The organism is Aminobacter sp. NyZ550, from assembly GCF_025628925.2.
Taxonomy (GTDB): Bacteria; Pseudomonadota; Alphaproteobacteria; order Rhizobiales; family Rhizobiaceae; genus Aminobacter; species Aminobacter ciceronei.
The window spans coordinates 4,263,370-4,278,828 of record NZ_CP114190.1 but is presented as its reverse complement, the minus strand read 5'-3'; the positions used below and the strand labels follow the sequence as shown (position 1 = coordinate 4,278,828).

At 64.5% G+C, this 15,459-nt stretch carries 20 protein-coding genes and 1 pseudogene; 17 read left to right on the top strand and 4 right to left on the bottom strand.

What is annotated here, in order from left to right:
• The first annotated feature begins 71 nt into the window (after positions 1–71).
• Both N7E70_RS21205 and N7E70_RS21200 read left to right on the top strand, forming a co-directional pair.
• Positions 72–395 (top strand): nuclear transport factor 2 family protein, encoded by a 324-nt coding sequence (locus N7E70_RS21205; protein WP_263007527.1) that lies wholly within the window; start codon positions 72–74, stop codon positions 393–395.
• On the top strand, positions 392–1,171 hold the full coding sequence (locus N7E70_RS21200) for an SDR family oxidoreductase (RefSeq protein WP_263007526.1): 780 nt from the start codon (positions 392–394) through the stop codon (positions 1,169–1,171). Before N7E70_RS21205 ends, N7E70_RS21200 begins: the two co-directional genes overlap by 4 nt.
• Before the next feature lie 51 nt (positions 1,172–1,222).
• Here N7E70_RS21200 and N7E70_RS21195 read toward each other — a convergent pair.
• Positions 1,223–1,333: pseudogene (locus tag N7E70_RS21195) on the bottom strand (MarR family transcriptional regulator); the annotation flags it as partial.
• A gap of 175 nt (positions 1,334–1,508) precedes the next feature.
• Here N7E70_RS21195 and N7E70_RS21190 point away from each other — a divergent pair.
• Positions 1,509–1,655: a hypothetical protein gene (locus N7E70_RS21190; RefSeq protein ID WP_263007525.1), complete on the top strand. Its 147-nt coding sequence runs from the start codon at positions 1,509–1,511 to the stop codon at positions 1,653–1,655.
• 252 nt (positions 1,656–1,907) lie between these two features.
• On the opposite strand, the gene N7E70_RS21185 is transcribed toward N7E70_RS21190, so the two are convergent.
• Positions 1,908–2,249 carry a hypothetical protein gene (locus N7E70_RS21185; RefSeq protein WP_263007524.1) on the bottom strand — a complete coding sequence of 114 codons (342 nt, stop codon included), beginning with the start codon at positions 2,247–2,249 and terminating at the stop codon, positions 1,908–1,910.
• Between the two features lie 839 nt (positions 2,250–3,088).
• Between N7E70_RS21185 and N7E70_RS21180 the strand changes: the two genes are divergently transcribed.
• Positions 3,089–3,313: a hypothetical protein gene (locus tag N7E70_RS21180; protein WP_182573636.1), complete on the top strand. Its 225-nt coding sequence runs from the start codon at positions 3,089–3,091 to the stop codon at positions 3,311–3,313.
• Between the two features lie 140 nt (positions 3,314–3,453).
• On the opposite strand, the gene N7E70_RS21175 is transcribed toward N7E70_RS21180, so the two are convergent.
• Both N7E70_RS21175 and N7E70_RS21170 read right to left on the bottom strand, forming a co-directional pair.
• Positions 3,454–3,747 (bottom strand): addiction module antidote protein, encoded by a 294-nt coding sequence (locus N7E70_RS21175; RefSeq protein WP_182573637.1) that lies wholly within the window; start codon positions 3,745–3,747, stop codon positions 3,454–3,456.
• Positions 3,744–4,034, bottom strand: a complete 291-nt coding sequence (locus N7E70_RS21170; protein WP_182573711.1) for a type II toxin-antitoxin system RelE/ParE family toxin — start codon at positions 4,032–4,034, stop codon at positions 3,744–3,746. Before N7E70_RS21170 ends, N7E70_RS21175 begins: the two co-directional genes overlap by 4 nt.
• Before the next feature lie 159 nt (positions 4,035–4,193).
• Between N7E70_RS21170 and N7E70_RS21165 the strand changes: the two genes are divergently transcribed.
• From N7E70_RS21165 to N7E70_RS21105, 13 genes are all read left to right on the top strand, one after another.
• Positions 4,194–4,694: a DNA-packaging protein gene (locus tag N7E70_RS21165; RefSeq protein WP_263007523.1), complete on the top strand. Its 501-nt coding sequence runs from the start codon at positions 4,194–4,196 to the stop codon at positions 4,692–4,694.
• On the top strand, positions 4,681–6,255 hold the full coding sequence (locus N7E70_RS21160) for a terminase large subunit domain-containing protein (protein ID WP_263007522.1): 1,575 nt from the start codon (positions 4,681–4,683) through the stop codon (positions 6,253–6,255). The genes N7E70_RS21165 and N7E70_RS21160 overlap by 14 nt, the downstream gene beginning before the upstream one ends.
• Positions 6,252–6,464, top strand: a complete 213-nt coding sequence (locus N7E70_RS21155; protein ID WP_067963548.1) for a hypothetical protein — start codon at positions 6,252–6,254, stop codon at positions 6,462–6,464. Before N7E70_RS21160 ends, N7E70_RS21155 begins: the two co-directional genes overlap by 4 nt.
• Positions 6,464–8,134 carry a portal protein gene (locus tag N7E70_RS21150; protein WP_263007521.1) on the top strand — a complete coding sequence of 557 codons (1,671 nt, stop codon included), beginning with the start codon at positions 6,464–6,466 and terminating at the stop codon, positions 8,132–8,134. Before N7E70_RS21155 ends, N7E70_RS21150 begins: the two co-directional genes overlap by 1 nt.
• 53 nt (positions 8,135–8,187) lie before the next feature.
• The gene (locus N7E70_RS21145; RefSeq protein WP_067966794.1) at positions 8,188–8,520 is read left to right on the top strand and encodes a hypothetical protein; all 333 of its coding nucleotides are present in this window, start codon (positions 8,188–8,190) and stop codon (positions 8,518–8,520) included.
• Entirely contained in the window at positions 8,447–9,376 is a 930-nt protein-coding gene (locus N7E70_RS21140; RefSeq protein WP_263007520.1) for a hypothetical protein, read from the top strand. Before N7E70_RS21145 ends, N7E70_RS21140 begins: the two co-directional genes overlap by 74 nt.
• 196 nt (positions 9,377–9,572) lie before the next feature.
• Positions 9,573–10,406: a phage capsid protein gene (locus N7E70_RS21135; RefSeq protein WP_067963537.1), complete on the top strand. Its 834-nt coding sequence runs from the start codon at positions 9,573–9,575 to the stop codon at positions 10,404–10,406.
• Positions 10,407–10,418: 12 nt separating this feature from the next.
• A complete protein-coding gene (locus N7E70_RS21130; protein WP_182573642.1) occupies positions 10,419–10,727 on the top strand; it encodes a hypothetical protein in 309 nt (102 codons plus the stop codon).
• Between the two features lie 72 nt (positions 10,728–10,799).
• Positions 10,800–11,234: a hypothetical protein gene (locus N7E70_RS21125; RefSeq protein ID WP_067963532.1), complete on the top strand. Its 435-nt coding sequence runs from the start codon at positions 10,800–10,802 to the stop codon at positions 11,232–11,234.
• Positions 11,235–11,241: 7 nt separating this feature from the next.
• On the top strand, positions 11,242–11,907 hold the full coding sequence (locus N7E70_RS21120) for a hypothetical protein (RefSeq protein ID WP_263007519.1): 666 nt from the start codon (positions 11,242–11,244) through the stop codon (positions 11,905–11,907).
• Positions 11,907–14,579, top strand: coding sequence for a hypothetical protein (locus N7E70_RS21115; RefSeq protein WP_263007518.1), 2,673 nt, complete (start codon positions 11,907–11,909; stop codon positions 14,577–14,579). Before N7E70_RS21120 ends, N7E70_RS21115 begins: the two co-directional genes overlap by 1 nt.
• On the top strand, positions 14,572–14,937 hold the full coding sequence (locus N7E70_RS21110) for a hypothetical protein (RefSeq protein WP_263007517.1): 366 nt from the start codon (positions 14,572–14,574) through the stop codon (positions 14,935–14,937). The genes N7E70_RS21115 and N7E70_RS21110 overlap by 8 nt, the downstream gene beginning before the upstream one ends.
• Positions 14,925–15,458 (top strand): hypothetical protein, encoded by a 534-nt coding sequence (locus N7E70_RS21105; RefSeq protein ID WP_263007516.1) that lies wholly within the window; start codon positions 14,925–14,927, stop codon positions 15,456–15,458. Before N7E70_RS21110 ends, N7E70_RS21105 begins: the two co-directional genes overlap by 13 nt.
• Position 15,459: the final 1 nt, after the last annotated feature.

Below are 15,459 nucleotides of genomic sequence, written 5' to 3'. Positions count from 1 at the left end.
TTTATCCCAATTATCCGAACATCGGAATACGCCTAGTTGTGGAGCGAACAATCCCCAACAGGAGACGAGAGATGAAACTTCCTCAGGCAATCCAGGCTTATTTCGAAGCGGATCGGATGAACGACCGCGAGGCTCTGCTGGCCTGCTTCACGTCGAGCGCCGCTGTCCATGACGAGGGACGCTCCCACTCCGGACATGATGCCATCGGCAATTGGTGGGAGTACTCGAAAGCCATGTACCGGCATGTCGCCGATCCGCTCGAGGCCCTCACCGACCAGCATGGGACGAAGGTGATCGCCAGGGTCACCGGCGAGTTTCCCGGCAGCCCGGCAAATCTCACCTACGTCTTCCGTCTGGTGGGCGACAAGATCGCAGCCTTGGAGATCGGCGCATGAACGACTTCCTGAATCTATCGGGCAAGCGCGCCCTGATCACTTCCGGCACAAAGGGAGCCGGTGCCGCAACCGTCGACCTTTTCCGCAAATTCGGCGCACGTGTGCTGACGACGGCCCGCTCGGTCCCCGCGAACGCGTCTGCGGACCTTTTCGTGGCTGCCGACCTTTCCACGAGCGAAGGCTGCTTCACGGTGGCCGAAGCCGTCAGGGGGCAGTTGGACGGCGTCGATATCATCGTTCACATGCTCGGCGGTTCTTCCTCGCCGGCAGGCGGCTTCTCGGCCCTGGGCGACAGTGATTGGCACAAGGAACTCGATCTCAACCTGTTTCCCGCCGTGCGGCTCGACCGAGAACTGATACCGGGAATGATCGCGCAGGGAAGCGGCGTGGTGATCCACGTCTCTTCCATCCAGAGGCTGCTCCCCCTGCCGGACGCCACGACCGCATACGCTGCTGCGAAGGCGGCGTTGTCGACCTACAGCAAAAGCCTCTCCAAGGAGGTGTCGCCGAAAGGCGTGCGTGTCGTTCGCGTGTCTCCGGGCTGGATAGAGACCGAGGCTTCCGTCAAGCTCGCCCGACGTCTCGCGGATGAGGCAGGCACCGACGTTGAAGGCGGCAAGAAGATCATAATGGACGCCCTCGGCGGAATCCCCCTCGGTCGCCCCTCAAGCCCGGCCGAGATCGCCAATCTGGTTGCCTTTCTGGCCTCCGATCGCGCCTCTTCGATCACGGGTGCGGAGTACGTAATCGACGGCGGAACCGTGCCCACAGTGTAAGAAGCCTCCCATGCCTGCCCGCTTGGGTCGTGCTCGTTCCAAGCCCGTATCTTCATGGATCGCGTCACGCAGTTGCCTGAGAAGTCCTGCCGCTTGGAGCCGTTTGAGCAAGGGCCTCAGAGTGCTCGCCTCCAGCGCGAGCCTCTCGGCGATGGCGCCGATTCCGAGGCGGCGGCAACGAACCACTGCGGCCATCAGGATAGGCGTCACGAACGGTGGTGAACATCGGCACGCAGCCATACGCGGTGGGGGCTTTGCCTTTGCCGACTAGCGCGACGGGACGTCACGCTGGCCAATTGAGTTTTTCGCGCCTGTTAGTACTCCCTGACCTTCCAGCATGATGGCCGCGACATCAGGCGCGGGCGAGGCGGTGAAGGTGTCGCCGGCGACCATCAATTTCGTCAAGCGTTTCCTGGCCAGGGACGGGGTTGCCGGAGTGAGCCCGATGGCGCGCGGCGTCGCCGACAGCGACGAGTGTGAATAGCTGATCGCTGGGAAAGAAGCGGGGCCGGCGCGCATCGCGCCGAAGTCTCCAGCTGTCGATTCAGAGGCCGTTCGCAGGCAACCGACCGGGAACGAACGGGCCGGCGAACGGATTGCCTGAGGTAACCCGAAACGTCATGTTATGGTCTAGATGGCGCGGTGCGTCGACATTGTGCCGCTCGGCTGGGGGCTGGTTCGGCAGCCCTTTTCGCTTCACCGGTTCGTTCAGGTCATAAGCGCTTTTCAGGCGTCGTCACGACTGCCAGAAGCGGGCGCGCTTCATGCGGTATCCGGCCTGCTCGCTGCCACCTGGCTTTTCGATGTCGGGCTGATCGGGGTTTGGCTTGTTCCGGTTTGGCTGGTCGGGGTTTGGCCGCTCAGTGCCTGGCGGGTTCTGGCCGTCGGCGTGACGGGTCTTTTCGTTGGTCTCGTCGACAGGCTCGGTGTTGCCGTATGTGTCGGCGGGTTTCCTGTTTTCGGCGGCTTTTTGGCTGACACCGTCATCATTTTGCCTGTCATTGGGCTTTGAACTGTCATTGGGGTCGCGATAGTTTGGTGCCGGCTTGCGGGCCGCTATTGCTTTTTCGTGAGGCATGATTGGTCTCCTGCTGTCCCTGAGACAACATGCGGTGCGGCGTAAGGTTCCGTTTCCGCGGGGCAGGGTCCTGGCGCGGCCTGCCCAGGCGCACCGGCCCCAAGGAAGCCGCCCCCGGGCCATCAGCTCATGAGGGACTTATTCACCGGCTGGTCACAGGCTGCGCGTTGGGCCGCCACGGGTAGACCTGACCTTGAGCTGAAAGTCGCCGTCATAGATCCGGTTCAGGATCGAGCACGCAGATGTGGCGCTTTCAAACGAACGCTCTACAAGGACGGTATTGCCAAGTGCTGCGGGCCGGTCTTCGGCATCATCCCAGACCTGCCATGATCCATTCGGCTCCTGGATACATCTGAAACGTGGAACAACTGCGGTCACGGGCTGCCCCTTTGCTCTATGGCTGGGCTCGTTAGCTTGATGGTTGCCTTCCGCAACGCGCGAAGCGCGCATTCGTTCAATCATGGCATCTGGGCTAGAACGGGCAGGACGCCGAGCAGCACCCAGATGGCCATCAGGATCGCGGCCGCCTTGCCAAGTGGCCCCTTTGCCTCCGCCACATCAGCCCCCTTGAAAAGACCCCGGCGCAGCAAAGCAAAGCCGGTCCGCCGCGGCAATAGGGGCAGCTGGTGCAGCGCCGTTTTGCCCTCCGGCGACGCGACGTTGCAACTGGGGTGAGGGGCCACCTGATCTCGCCGTCGATCAAAACGGGATTGCGTCGGGTTACCCGATACGGCATGCTGTTCTCAACATGGCGCAGTGCGTCGATTGGGGGCTGCTTCGGCGGCCTTTTGCTTTTCAGATTGCCCGGCAGGGCAGGCAGGCCAGATCAGGAGCAGCGGATGTCACGGTCCCGGCGCAGGACGCCCATCGTCGGCATGACGACCGCTGAGAGCGACAAGCCTTTCAAGGTGGCTGAACATCGCCGCGAGCGGCGTATCGTCAGGTCGGCAATCAAGGCCGGCGACGACAGCCCCACGGTTCGGCTGTTTGGCAATCCCTGGGCTTCCGACAAGGATGGCAAGCAGTGGCTTGGCGACCGTCACCCCGACCTGATGCGGAAGTGACGGCTTTCGCCAGGCGGGCAGGCCAAAAGCCAGGGCAGCACATGCCGGGCCGATAGAGGCGAAGGCACCTTCCCACTTCGTAGCCGGGGCGGTTTTTCATGCGCCGAGGGACTGCGAGCCGGACGATGCGACGCCAGCATTCAAGCGTGTTCCAGGTCTCTGACCGATAGATTGAGCCCGAACGCCTTTACGATACTGAGCAGTGTGGACAGCTTTGGGTCGCCATCCTCACTCAGCGCCTTGTAGATGCCCTCTCTGGAGATTTTGGTTTCTCTCGCCAGGTCGGATATGCCTCGGGCCCGGGCAACATTGTTGAGGGCAAGCTTGATCCCGGACGGGTCGCCGTCCTCGAATGCCGCCTCGAGATAGGCAAGGATTTCCTCCTTGGAGTTCAGAAACTCGGCGGCGTCCCATTTTGTGGTCTTGATGGTCATTTGACCTCCTTTGCCATCGCAATGGCCTTCTTGATATCGGAAGCCTGCGTCGACTTATCGCCACCGCAAAGCAGGATGACGACAGTTGTGCCGCGCTTGACGAAGTAGACGCGGTAGCCAGGACCAGTGTCGACGCGAAGCTCGCCGATGCCGTCGAAATATTTGGCATCACCTGAGTTGCCCAACTCCAGCCGGTCGATACGGGTCAGGATGCGGGACCTGGCCTTGAGGTCCTTGAGGTCGGTGAGCCAGCCTGTGAACTCAGCGGTCCTGCGAATTTCGATCACGAGATTTGTGTACTGCAGTTGGCAGATGATTGTCAACTCTGGTTCACAGGTGGATGTTTGCGGGCCGGCGCGTTGTGACCTGTCAGCCTGACCGGCGCCGCCCCTCGCAGCCAGCGCGCCGCGCTCGCCCTCAACCGATCGCCCGGCGAAAGGACCTCCATGCCCGCACCCACCCCGTTCTGGAAGGCGCGCAGCTCTTATGGCGCGGTCTTTGCCACGCCCGACGCGCTGTGGGCGGCCTGTGTCGAATATTTCGACTGGGTCGAGGCCAACCCGCTCTTTGAAGCCAGGCCCTTTGCCTATCAGGGCGAGGTCAAGGTCGAACAGATCGAACGGATGCGGGCGATGACCATTTCGGGCCTGTGCATCTTTCTCGGCATCGGCCGCGGGACATGGGACGGCTTTGGCGAGCGTGACGGCTTCGGCGAGGTCACCGCGCGGGCCGAGGCGGTCATCCGGACGCAGAAATTCGAGGCTGCGGCGGCCGATCTGTTGAACCCGACGATTGTCGCCCGCGAGCTCGGCCTGGCCGACAAGGCGGAGGTGACCGGCAAGGCCGGGGCGCCGCTGACCTCTGCGGTGGACGAGCTGTCCAAGAACGACATTGCCCGCCGCGTCGCCTTTCTGCTGGCGCAGGGACTGAACAGTGCAGCTCAGTGAGGTGCTGGCGGCCCTCGACGCCCTGCCGGCGCAGGCGCGCCAGGAGGTGATCGACGAGGCGGTCAAGGCGTCGGTCGGCCGCTACATGATCCCCAATCCCGGGCCGCAGACCGAGGCGTGGCTGTCCGAGGCGGACGAGACCTTTTATGGCGGTGCGGCCGGCGGCGGCAAGACGACGTTGATCTGCGGCCTCGCGCTCGAAGACTACCAGCCGGCACTGATCCTGCGCAGACAGGCGACCCAGCTCAAGGGCATCGAGGACGAGCTCGCCCGGATGCTCGGCGGCCGCGGCGGCTACAACAGCCAGTCGCATGTCTGGCGCCTGGCCAATGGCGGCAAGATCGAGCTCGGCGGCGTGCCGCATGAGGCCGACAAGGAAAAATACCAGGGCCGGGCGCATAGGCTGAAGGCCTTCGACGAGATCACCCAGTTCACCGAGAGCCAGTACCGCTACATCATCGGCTGGTTGCGCGATGCCAGGGGCCGGCGCTGCCGGGTCGTTGCAACAGGCAACCCGCCGACCTCGGCCGAGGGCATGTGGGTGGTCAGGTACTGGGCGCCATGGCTCGACAAAAGCCATCCAAAGCCTGCGGCATCTGGCGAACTCCGATGGTTCACCACCGTCGGCGGCGAGGACCGCGAGGTCGATGCTGACTATGAGGGGCCGAAGGGCGAACGTCCGAGGTCGAGGACCTTCATTCGCTCGATGCTGGAAGACAATCCAGAGCTGATGGCGACGGGCTATGCCGCACAGCTCGAAAGCCTGCCCGACGAGATCCGCGAGCGGCTGCGCTACGGCTCGTTCGAGGCAGGCGGCAAGGACGATCCCTGGCAGGTGATCCCGACCGGCTGGATCAGGCAGGCGCAGGCCCGCTGGCTCGCCACCCCGCCTGACCTGCCGATGACGGCGGTGGCCGCCGACATCGCCCAGGGCGGGTCCGACAAGACACAGATCCAGAGCCGGCGCGAGTGGTGGTATTCGCCGTTTGCCAGCTACAAGGGCAGCGAAACGCCCGACGGGCCGACGGCAGCGGGGCTGATCGTCAGGCAGATGCGCGACCGTTGTCGTGTGGTGGTCGATGCCGGCGGCGGTTATGGCGGCGACACGCTGACCCAGCTTGCCCATGCCGATGTCGACTGTTTCGGCTTCAAGGGCGGCAGCGGCTCGACCGCTTCGACACGCGACGGCCTCTATGGTTTTGCCAATCTCCGGGCCCAGGCCGTCTGGCAGTTCCGCGAACTGCTCGACCCGGCTTATGGCGCGCGTATCGCCCTGCCGCCCGATGCCGAGCTGGAGGCCGACCTCGCCGCCTACCGCTATGAAATCCGCGCCGGCGGCGGCGGCGAGGACATCCTCGTCCTGCCCAAGGATGTCATGCGCGAACAGCTCGGCCGCTCCCCCGACAAGGGCGACACCACCATCATGCTGTCGGCGTCTGCCATCAGCGGGCTGAAGCGCCCGAAGGCAGCGCAGGAACGGCGCGAACAATCGAGGCTCAGGCTTCAATCCGTGACGTCAAACAGTGCCTTGAAGGCCAAACTGCGAGGAAAACGCCGATGAGTGGACTTTTCGGAAAGAAACAGCCGATGCCCGAGCCGGAGCCGCCGGCAACGATGCCCGACCCGGAAGATCCCTTGGCCAAGCGCCAGCGCAGCCGGACGCGCTCGCTGGCCCCGGCGGCCAAAAGCAGCGCCGCCACCGACCGCCTGGCCCAGGTTCCGGGTACGATCGGGCGTGAGTTCTCGCGCGGAACGCTCGGAGCGAGCTGATGAGCGACCAGGCAGGCCGCGACCTGATGGCGATCGATGCGCGCCTCTTTTCCGCCAAGGGTGCGCTCGACAGCCTGTATCAGGAAATCGCCGAATTCCTGTTCCCCGAGCGCGCCGACTTCACGACGGAAATCGTGCTCGGCCAGGAGTTCGCCGCGCATCTGACCGATGCCACGCCCGTGCTGATGCGGCGCGAGCTTGGCGACCAGATCGGCTCGATGGTGCGGCCCGATGGGCGCCAATGGTTCAAGGCGGCGGCCTCCAACAAGCGCATCGGCCGTGACCGCGATGCTGCGTCTTTCCTCGAATTCATGACAGACGTCAACAGCGCCATCCTGAATTCGCGCGACAGCGGCTTTCGCCGCGCCGCACAGCAGGTCGAGCATGACTTCGCCGCCTTCGGCATGGGCTGGCTGCAGGTCAGCTACAACAGGAACCGCGACAACCTCATCTACCGCTGCCACCATCCCAAAAACATGGCGGGGCAGGAGGGGCCCGACGGCCAGGTCAACCATGTCCACCGCAAATGCGACATGACCGCTGCCGCCATGGCCCATCTGTTCGGTGAGGCGAGGCTGCCGCAGCAGGTGAAGAACGCGCTGCGCAACAAGGATACGAAGACGACCTTCAAGGTCCGCCACATCTTCATCCCGCTGGAGCTCTACGAGCCGCGCCGCAAATTCCCCAAGGGGGCGAAGTGGGCGGATGTCTATGTCAGCGAAGACGGCACCATCCTGCAGGAACTGCCTGCTTTCACCTTCGATTATGTCGTGCCGCGCTGGTGGCTGTTGTCGGGCAAGTTCTACGCCGTGTCGACGGCGGCGTCGATCGGCCTGACCGAAAGCCGCATGCTGCAACGCATGAAGATGACGATCATCGAGGCCGGCGAAAAGCAGGTCGACCCGCCGCTGGTCGCCACCCAGGATGCGCTTTTGTCGCCGGTCGATCTCGGCGCCAACGGCATCACCTTCATCGACAGCCAGTATGACGAACGCCTGGGGGCGGCACTGCGCGTGCTCGACTTGGGCAAGAATGTCGGCCTCGGCATCGACCTGATCAACGACCAGCGCAACCAGCTCGGCGACGCCTTCTTCCTGAGCAAGCTGCAGCCGATCGCCCAGGCCGACAAGACGATGACGGCTTACGAGGCAGCGCAGCGCGTCCAGGAATGGATCCGCAACGCCATGCCGCTGTTCGGCCCGATCGAACATGAATGGACCGGTGCGGTGCTCGACCTGACCACGGAAAAGGTGATGCGGGCCGGCGGTTATGGCCCGGTGGACCGCAACGGCGTGCCCTTGGACATGCCCGACATCCTGCTCGGCCAGAACATCCAGTACGAGTTCAACAATGCGCTGAAGGAAGCGCGCGACCGGCAGGTGCTCAACGCCTTCCAGGAAAGTGCCGCCATCCTGCAGGTAGGCGTGTCGCTCGATCCGTCGCTGGCCGGCGAGGTCGATGCCCGCACCATGTTTCGCGACGCCTTTGCCGCGATCCCGAACAGCCGCGCCGACTGGCTGCTCGATGCCGAGCATGCGGCGGCCAATCTCAAGCAGAGCCAGCAGGCCATGGCCGAACAGCAGCAGATGCAGCAGGTCGGCACTGGCGCCGCTGTCGCCACCCAGGTCGGTGATGCCGCGCAGTCGATCCGGGCGGCACTCGGACAATGAGCCAGAAGCCCTATCGCCCCTGGCACCCGGTCACGGTGCGCCCTGACAACGAGATGCCGCGCAGCGATCTGGAAATCCGCAAGGCCGATTGCGCAGCGCTCCAGGCGCTGGCCGCCGGCATTGCCAATGAGGAGCAGCAGAAGCGGGCGCTGGGCGCGGTGCTGCATATTTGCGGCCTGCATCAACCCTCCTGGATGCCGTCGGAGCATGGCGGCGAGCGCGACAGTTCTTTTGCCGCCGGCAAGCAGCATGTCGGCTTCCAGATCCGGAAGCTGATTTCCCATTCCCTTTCCATTTTGACAGGTGAGAGCAATGACCGACCAGCCCATGACAGACGCACAGGCAAACCAGCCGACGACCGCAACGCCGACCGCGCCAGACAATAGCCCGGCGCCGGTGTCGCATTCGCCGGGTTCGACGTCGCCGGCGCCAAATTCGCCGCTACCTGGCGCCGACGCGGCACTGCAGTCGTTCCGCGAACAGCTGGCCGGCGGCGATGCCGCGATGATGAAGCAGCTCGAGCGCTACAGGTCGACCGACGAGATTTCGAAGGCCTTCCGCGAAGGCTACAGGAATGCCAAGAATGGCGGCCGGCAGGTCGAACTGACCGAGAAGTCGACGCCGGAAGACGTCAAGGCCTATCGCCTGGCCAACGGCATCCCTGATGACGCCGCCCAATATCCCGGCGCGTTCCGCGAGGGTTTCGAGGTCACCGACGCCGACAGGGCGATCCTCTCCGACTTCAAGGCGGCGATGCATGAGCGCCACGTGCCGCCGAAGGTGGCAGCCGCAGCGCTTGACTGGTACCAGGATTTCGCCGCCACCCAGGCCCAGGAGCTGAATGCCCAGCTGGCCAAGGTCGCCGGCGACACGCAGAAGACCCTGCGCAGCGAATGGGGCGGCGACTATGACGGCCAGATTGGCGCCGCCCAGGAGCTGATGCGGGCGCATCTCGGCGACGACGGTTTCGGCCAGATGATGGGCCTGCGCCTGATGGATGGCTCGCGCCTGCAGGACAATCTCGGCTTCGTCAAGATGATGGCGACCATCGGCGCCGACTATTACGGCTCGACGGCGATCCTCACCGGCGACATCGAGGCGACCGGCAAGACGCTTGAGGCCCAGCAGCAGGAGCTCCTGGCGCTGCGCGTCTCCGACCCGGAAAAATACAAGAGCGACGCCGTCCAGGGCAAACTGACCAGGATCTATGCCCAGCTCGACAAGATAAACGCCCGGAAGTGATCCGGGCGGATCAAGACTTATCGCGGCACCCCGGCAACGGCCCCGCAAAACGCTCCAACAAGAAAAGCTGATGTGACGCCCCGCGACGGGGTGAGTAGCGGCCCCGTGCCCCCGGCACGGCATCCCGCGAAAGCCCTGCCTGCTGCACCCCGATCACGGCTGAAAGACCCTCCAATCATCATCGAAGGATATCGAGATGCCTTATGCCATCACCAAAACCCAGTACCGGGATGAGTGGGTCGTCGCCTTTCAGCGCGGCGAAACCTACCTCAAGGACTGCGTCACCAAGGAACTCATGATCAGCGGCCTGACCGCCTCGTTCGCGCTCCAGGGCGCTGCCGGGCGCATGACCAGGCGCGGCACGAACGGTCTCATCCCGTCGCGCAACCGCACCGACAGCCAGCCGACGATCACGCTGGAAGAAAAGCACACCAAGGAAACCCGTCCCGGCTTCGACGTGTTCACCGCGGCTGCCAACCTGCGTGAAGCGATGCAGAACGCCAGTGCGCTGACCGCCTCGCGCGAAATCGACATGACCATCATCGAGGCGCTGTCGACCGCCACCAACGCCTATGCCGGCGGTGCGGCCCAGACCCTGACCTACGGCAAGACGGTCGACGCCTTGTCCGACCTGTTCGAGCTCGACGTCATGGCCGGCAACGAGATCACCTGCCTGTGGACGCCGAAAGCCTGGGCCCGCCTGCTCACCTTCCAGGAGTTCAAGTCGGCCGACTATATCGACGCCAAGCCGCTCGTCGGCCTGACGCTCGACCGGCCGAAGCTCTGGCTCGGCGCCAAGCACATCATGCACACCGGCCTGCCGGGCATGGGCACGGCGAGCGCGTCCAACTTCATCTTCGCCAAGCCGGCCGTGGGTCACGCCATCGCCGGCGACGTGAAGGTCGATGCCGGCTTCAACGGCGAGGACGACTACTCCTACGACCGTGCCACGATCTACGACGGCAGCACCATCCTGCAGCAGGCCGGCGTGATCAAGGTCGTCACCGACGACACCGCTGCGTTCTCCTGAGGAGGCTTGGAAATGGCTTATGAAACGAACGGCTTCAAGCTCCTGACCGATGGTCTTTCCGGCGCCAGCACCATGAAGACGTGGCTGCTGGATTCGGTCGACGCCATCGCGACGGTCAATACCTCCAACTATGTCAGCGACGGCCACGCCAAGGGCGCCCGCCAGGGTGACATCGTCATCGTGCGCACGCGCACGACCACGCTGGCCGGCCCGGTGACGGCGATCCACCATTGCTGGGTGATCGACGAGAAGACCGGCAGCGACGGTCGCGGCATCGACCTGACCGACGGCCTCGCCATCACCGCGACCGACACCGACTAACTCGAAGCGACTGGGGGAGGCCTGCGGGCCTCCCTTTCCCCTTTCATTTCCCTTTGATCCCAGGTGAAAAAAATGACTGAAGTCACCAAGCTTGCCGGGCATCGCTTCGCCCAGGCCGACTACGCCATCGGCCGTTATGCAGCGACAGTGCCGTCGGACACCACGCTCGCCGACGTCACCCACCCCGAATTCTTTGCCAACCACCTCACGGTGTTCCGGCGCGGCATGACCATCGACATCGTTTCGGATGATTTCGGCCTCGACTGCACGCTGCGTGTGCTCGCCGTCACCAAGACCACGGCGGTTGTGCGCGTCATCAGGCTGTTCGACGAGGACAGCGCCCCCAGGGCGACCGCCACCGAGGTCAGCCCGGCCGAGGTCAGCTTCGGCGGCCCGCACCACAAATGGCGTTTCCTGCATGGCGGCAACGTCATCCAGACCGGTTTCGACACCAGGGACGCGGCTGAAAAAGCAGCCGACCGGTATGTCCAGCAGATGAAGGGCTGACAATGCCATGGCGACAAAGCTCGAGATCTGGAAGCAGGCGCTGGCTCACCTGGAAAAGGCCGCCATCACAACCCTCACCGACGATGTCGAAGCCACCTATGTCTTCGCCAACGCCTGGGGCGGTGCTGTCGAGGAAGCCTTCAATTCGGGCGACTGGAACTTTGCCAAGGCCTCCATTGCCTTGTCGCCCAACGCGGCCGCAACACCAGCCCTGGGCTGGGCCCATGCCTTCGACTACCCCCAGGGCTGGCTGCGCACGCTTGTTGTCTCGGACACATCAGACTTTGCGACCTTCCACGACTATGCCGATGAGGGCGGCCGGCTGCATGCCCAGACGCCGGCGCTTTATCTGCGCTTCATCAGCGATGTGAACGCCGCCGACGACAAGGTCGTGACCTGGCCGACGATGTTCTGGCGTTACGTCGCCCTCAAGCTCGCCTTCGACACCTGCGGCAAGCTGACCTCGGGCGATACGCTGGAAGAAAAGCTGCGCCAGCGCATGGAGCGTGCCCTGGTGCAGGCCAAGAACATCGATGCCCGCAACGAAAACAACAAGCTGATAGAGCCGGGCAGCTGGCTGCGCGCCCGGCGCAGCAGTGGTGTCGGCGGCCGTCATGACGGCGGCGCAACCCTTGTCGGCGGCCAGATCAGCTTTGGCGAGGGGGAGGTCTGATGCCACGCGTTTCGGCTCCGGTCTATTCGGTCAATGGCGGCGAGATCGGCGAGGAAGCGCTGTCGCGCCTCGACCTCGAGCGCATGCAGTTCGCCTCGGCGCTGAGCTCGAACATCTTGCCGCGCGTCGTCGGCTCGATGACGCTGCGGCCCGGCCTCGAGCACATTGCCGACATCGATCTCGGTGATGTCCGGCTGCTCGAATATTCTTTCGCCGGCTCGAACGCCTCGATGCTGGTGCCGATCCTGTCGAACAACGAGATGCGTATTTTGAAGGACAATGCCTTCGTCTCGCGTGTCGCCGTCTCGACCACGATTACCAATGGCGACTTCAATTCCTTCACCGGCTGGACCAATGCCAGCGCCGTCGGCGCTTCGGCAAATGTCGCGGGCGGCAATCTGGTGCTGACCGGCACCACCCAGGGCAGGGCGGCGGCGCGCCAGACGATATCGGTGGCAGCCGGCGACCAGGGCAAGGAACACGGCCTGCGTGTCGAAATCGTCCGCGGCCCGGTCTGGGTGCATATCGGCTCGTCTGCAGGCGCCAGCGACATCCTGCCGCTGTCGATCCTCGACGACGGCGACCATTCGATCGCCTTCACGCCCAACAGCACAAGCATCCATCTCGAGATCTACACCGACAAGGCGCGCCAGGCGCTGGTTGCCCGCTGCCAGATCGATGCGCCGGGAACGCTTGTCATTTCGACGCCATGGACGACGGCCGATCTCGCCGCCCCCCGGCACAAGCAGAATATCGACGTGCTTTATCTCGCTTCGCGCCAGTTCCAGCAGCGTGAGATCCAGCGCCGCGGCGACACCAGCTGGGGCATCCAGCGCTACAAGGTCGACGACGGCCCCTTTGTGTCAGCCGACGGCACGGTGGCGCTGACCCCGTCCGTCTACACCGGCAACGGCACGCTGACGGCCAGCCGGCCGCTGTTCGAAGCGAGCATGGTCGGCCGCCTGTTCCGCCTGTTCCAGTCCGGCCAGACCGTGCAGGAGAGTTTCACCGCCGCCCCGGCAAATGGCGCCTCGATCCGCGTGTCCGGCGTCAATGCGGCACGCGATTTCAGCTTCCAGGTCTCCGGCACCTGGGTCGGTTCGGTCCGCCTCGAGGTCGCGACCGATGACGGCAGCGGCAATCCCGGCGCCTGGAGCACGGTGAGCACCTATGCGGCCAACACCGGCCCGACCAACTACCGCGACCCCGACAACAACGTCGTCAAGTTCTTCCGTTTCGTCGCCGTCACCTTTACCAGCGGCACCATCGACACCTCGCTGGTCTACACCGGCGGCAGCCAGGTCGGCATCGCCCGCATGACTGCCTATGGCAGCGCCACCGTTGCCAACGTCGAAGTGTTGAGCCGCTTCTATTCGCTGAGCCCGACCTTCGAATGGGACTTTTCGACCTGGTCGGATTTCGACGGCTGGCCGTGGGGCATCGAGGCCTTCGGCGGCCGGCTCTACTGGGGCAAGGGCGACTTCGTGCATGGCTCGGTGCCCGATGCCTTCCACAGCTTCAACGACAATGTCGAGGGCGACAGCGCGCCCATCTACCGCTCGATCGGCGCCAGCACCGACAGGGGCATCCTGTGGCTGCTCGGCCTGCAGCGGCTCATCGCCGGCACCGACAATTCCGAGATCTCGATCAAGTCGTCGAGCTTCGACGAGCCGCTGACGGCGTCGAGCTGGTTTCCCGTCGATGGCTCGACGCAAGGCAGCTACGACCTGCGCGCGGTCAAATGCGACAAGGACGGCATCTTCGTGCAGAGCACCGGCCTCAGGGTCTTTGCGCTGATCGCCGAGCAGGGCACGCTCGATTACAGCGCCATGGACCTGATGGCGATGCATGAGGAGGTCTGCGGCGGCTCGCCCATCGTCAGCATGGCCGTGCAGCGCCAGCCCGACACGGTGGTGTGGTTCATCCTCGAAAACGGCGAGGCCCGCGCCTTGACCTATCGCCCTTCGGAGAAGGTGGTCGCCTGGTCGCGCGTCGTCACCGACGGTGCGTTCAAGCAGGTCATCGCCTGTCGCGGCAAGGGCCAAGACAATGTCTATTTCGCCGTGCTCCGCAACGGCACGCAACGCCTGGAAAGGCTGGCCGACCTGAAGGACTGCCGCGGCGGCAAGGTGAACTGCCTGGCCGACGGTTTCAGGCGCTTCACAACCACGGCGGGGCAGACGACATTTGCCGTGCCGCATCTCAACGGCAAGGGCGTCACCGTCTGGCTCGACGGTGCGGCCCTGCATGACCAGGACAACCTCTATCCCGTTGTCTCGGGGCAGGTGGTGCTGCCGCCGCAGCCGGCCGGCCGGGCAGTGGTGATCGGCCTGCCTTATGTCGGGCGCTGGCAGTCGACCAAGCTGGCTTATGGCGCTGCCAACGGCACCGCACTGTTCCGCAAGAAACGCGTGTCGCAGCTCGGCATGTATCTGGTCTACACCATGCTGGACGGCCTGCGCGTCGGCAACACCTTCGACAGCCTGCACCGGCTGACGGTGACCAAGGGCGACAAGCCGATCGCGGCAAACAGTCTGTTCACCAGCTTCGACGCCGACATGATGTCGGTGTCGAGCGACTGGGACACCGACAGCCGGCTCTGCCTCGAACATCGCTCGCCCTATCCGTTCACCGCCGGCTCGCTGGTGATGGATGTCAAGACAAATGGCTGACATCAGGCCCGCCGACGACATCGACTTCGCCCGCTTCTATGGCGGCGTGCAGGTAACAAGCCGGTGGATCGGCCGCGCGCTGTGGCGCCGTCGCCTGCTCGCCGGTTTCGGCTGCGTCATCGAGACGGGTGAGGGCGAGTGGATGGCCTTCCTCGAGGTGCCGGCGGAAGCGCGCCGGCCCTTCATCTTCCGCCACATCCTTCAGGTGCTGGCGGAGGTGAAGGCAAGCGGCGCCCGCGTGATCAGGGCGACCTGCGATACCGCGATCCCCCGCGCCGAAGCGCTGATGCTGAAGCTCGGCTTCAGGCCGACAGACGAAATCTTGGACGGAAAGGTGGTGTGGCAATGGGTTTCCTGACACCTGTTCTTGGGGCGATCGGCACGATCGCCAGCATCGGGGGCACCATCATGTCGGTTGCCGGCGCCATGCAGGAGGGTCGCGAACAGAAGGCCCGCTTCCAGTACGAACAGAAGGTTGCCGCCCAGCAGGCCGACGAGGCTGCGGCGGCAAGCCAGCGCGACGCGATGGCCCGCTATCGCGAAGGCCGGCAGCTTCTGTCGCAGCAGCAGGCGGCCATTGCCGGCTCGGGCGGCAGCATGACCGATCCCTCTGTCATCGACATCATGGACGACACGTCGGAGCGGGTGCGGCTCGCCGCCGAAACCGACATCTACAAGGGCGACCAGCAGGCGCGCGGCTACAACGACGCCGCCAAGGTCGCCGGCTACAACGCCGAAAGCGCCATGCGGGCGGCGCGCATCCGGGCGGCCGGCTCGCTGTTCTCAGGCATGTCGTCTTTGTTCAGCCGCTTCGGCGAAAGCAACAAGAAGACGCAGGACCGGAGCTCGGTCTCTCTCCCCTACAACGCCCCCAGGTGAA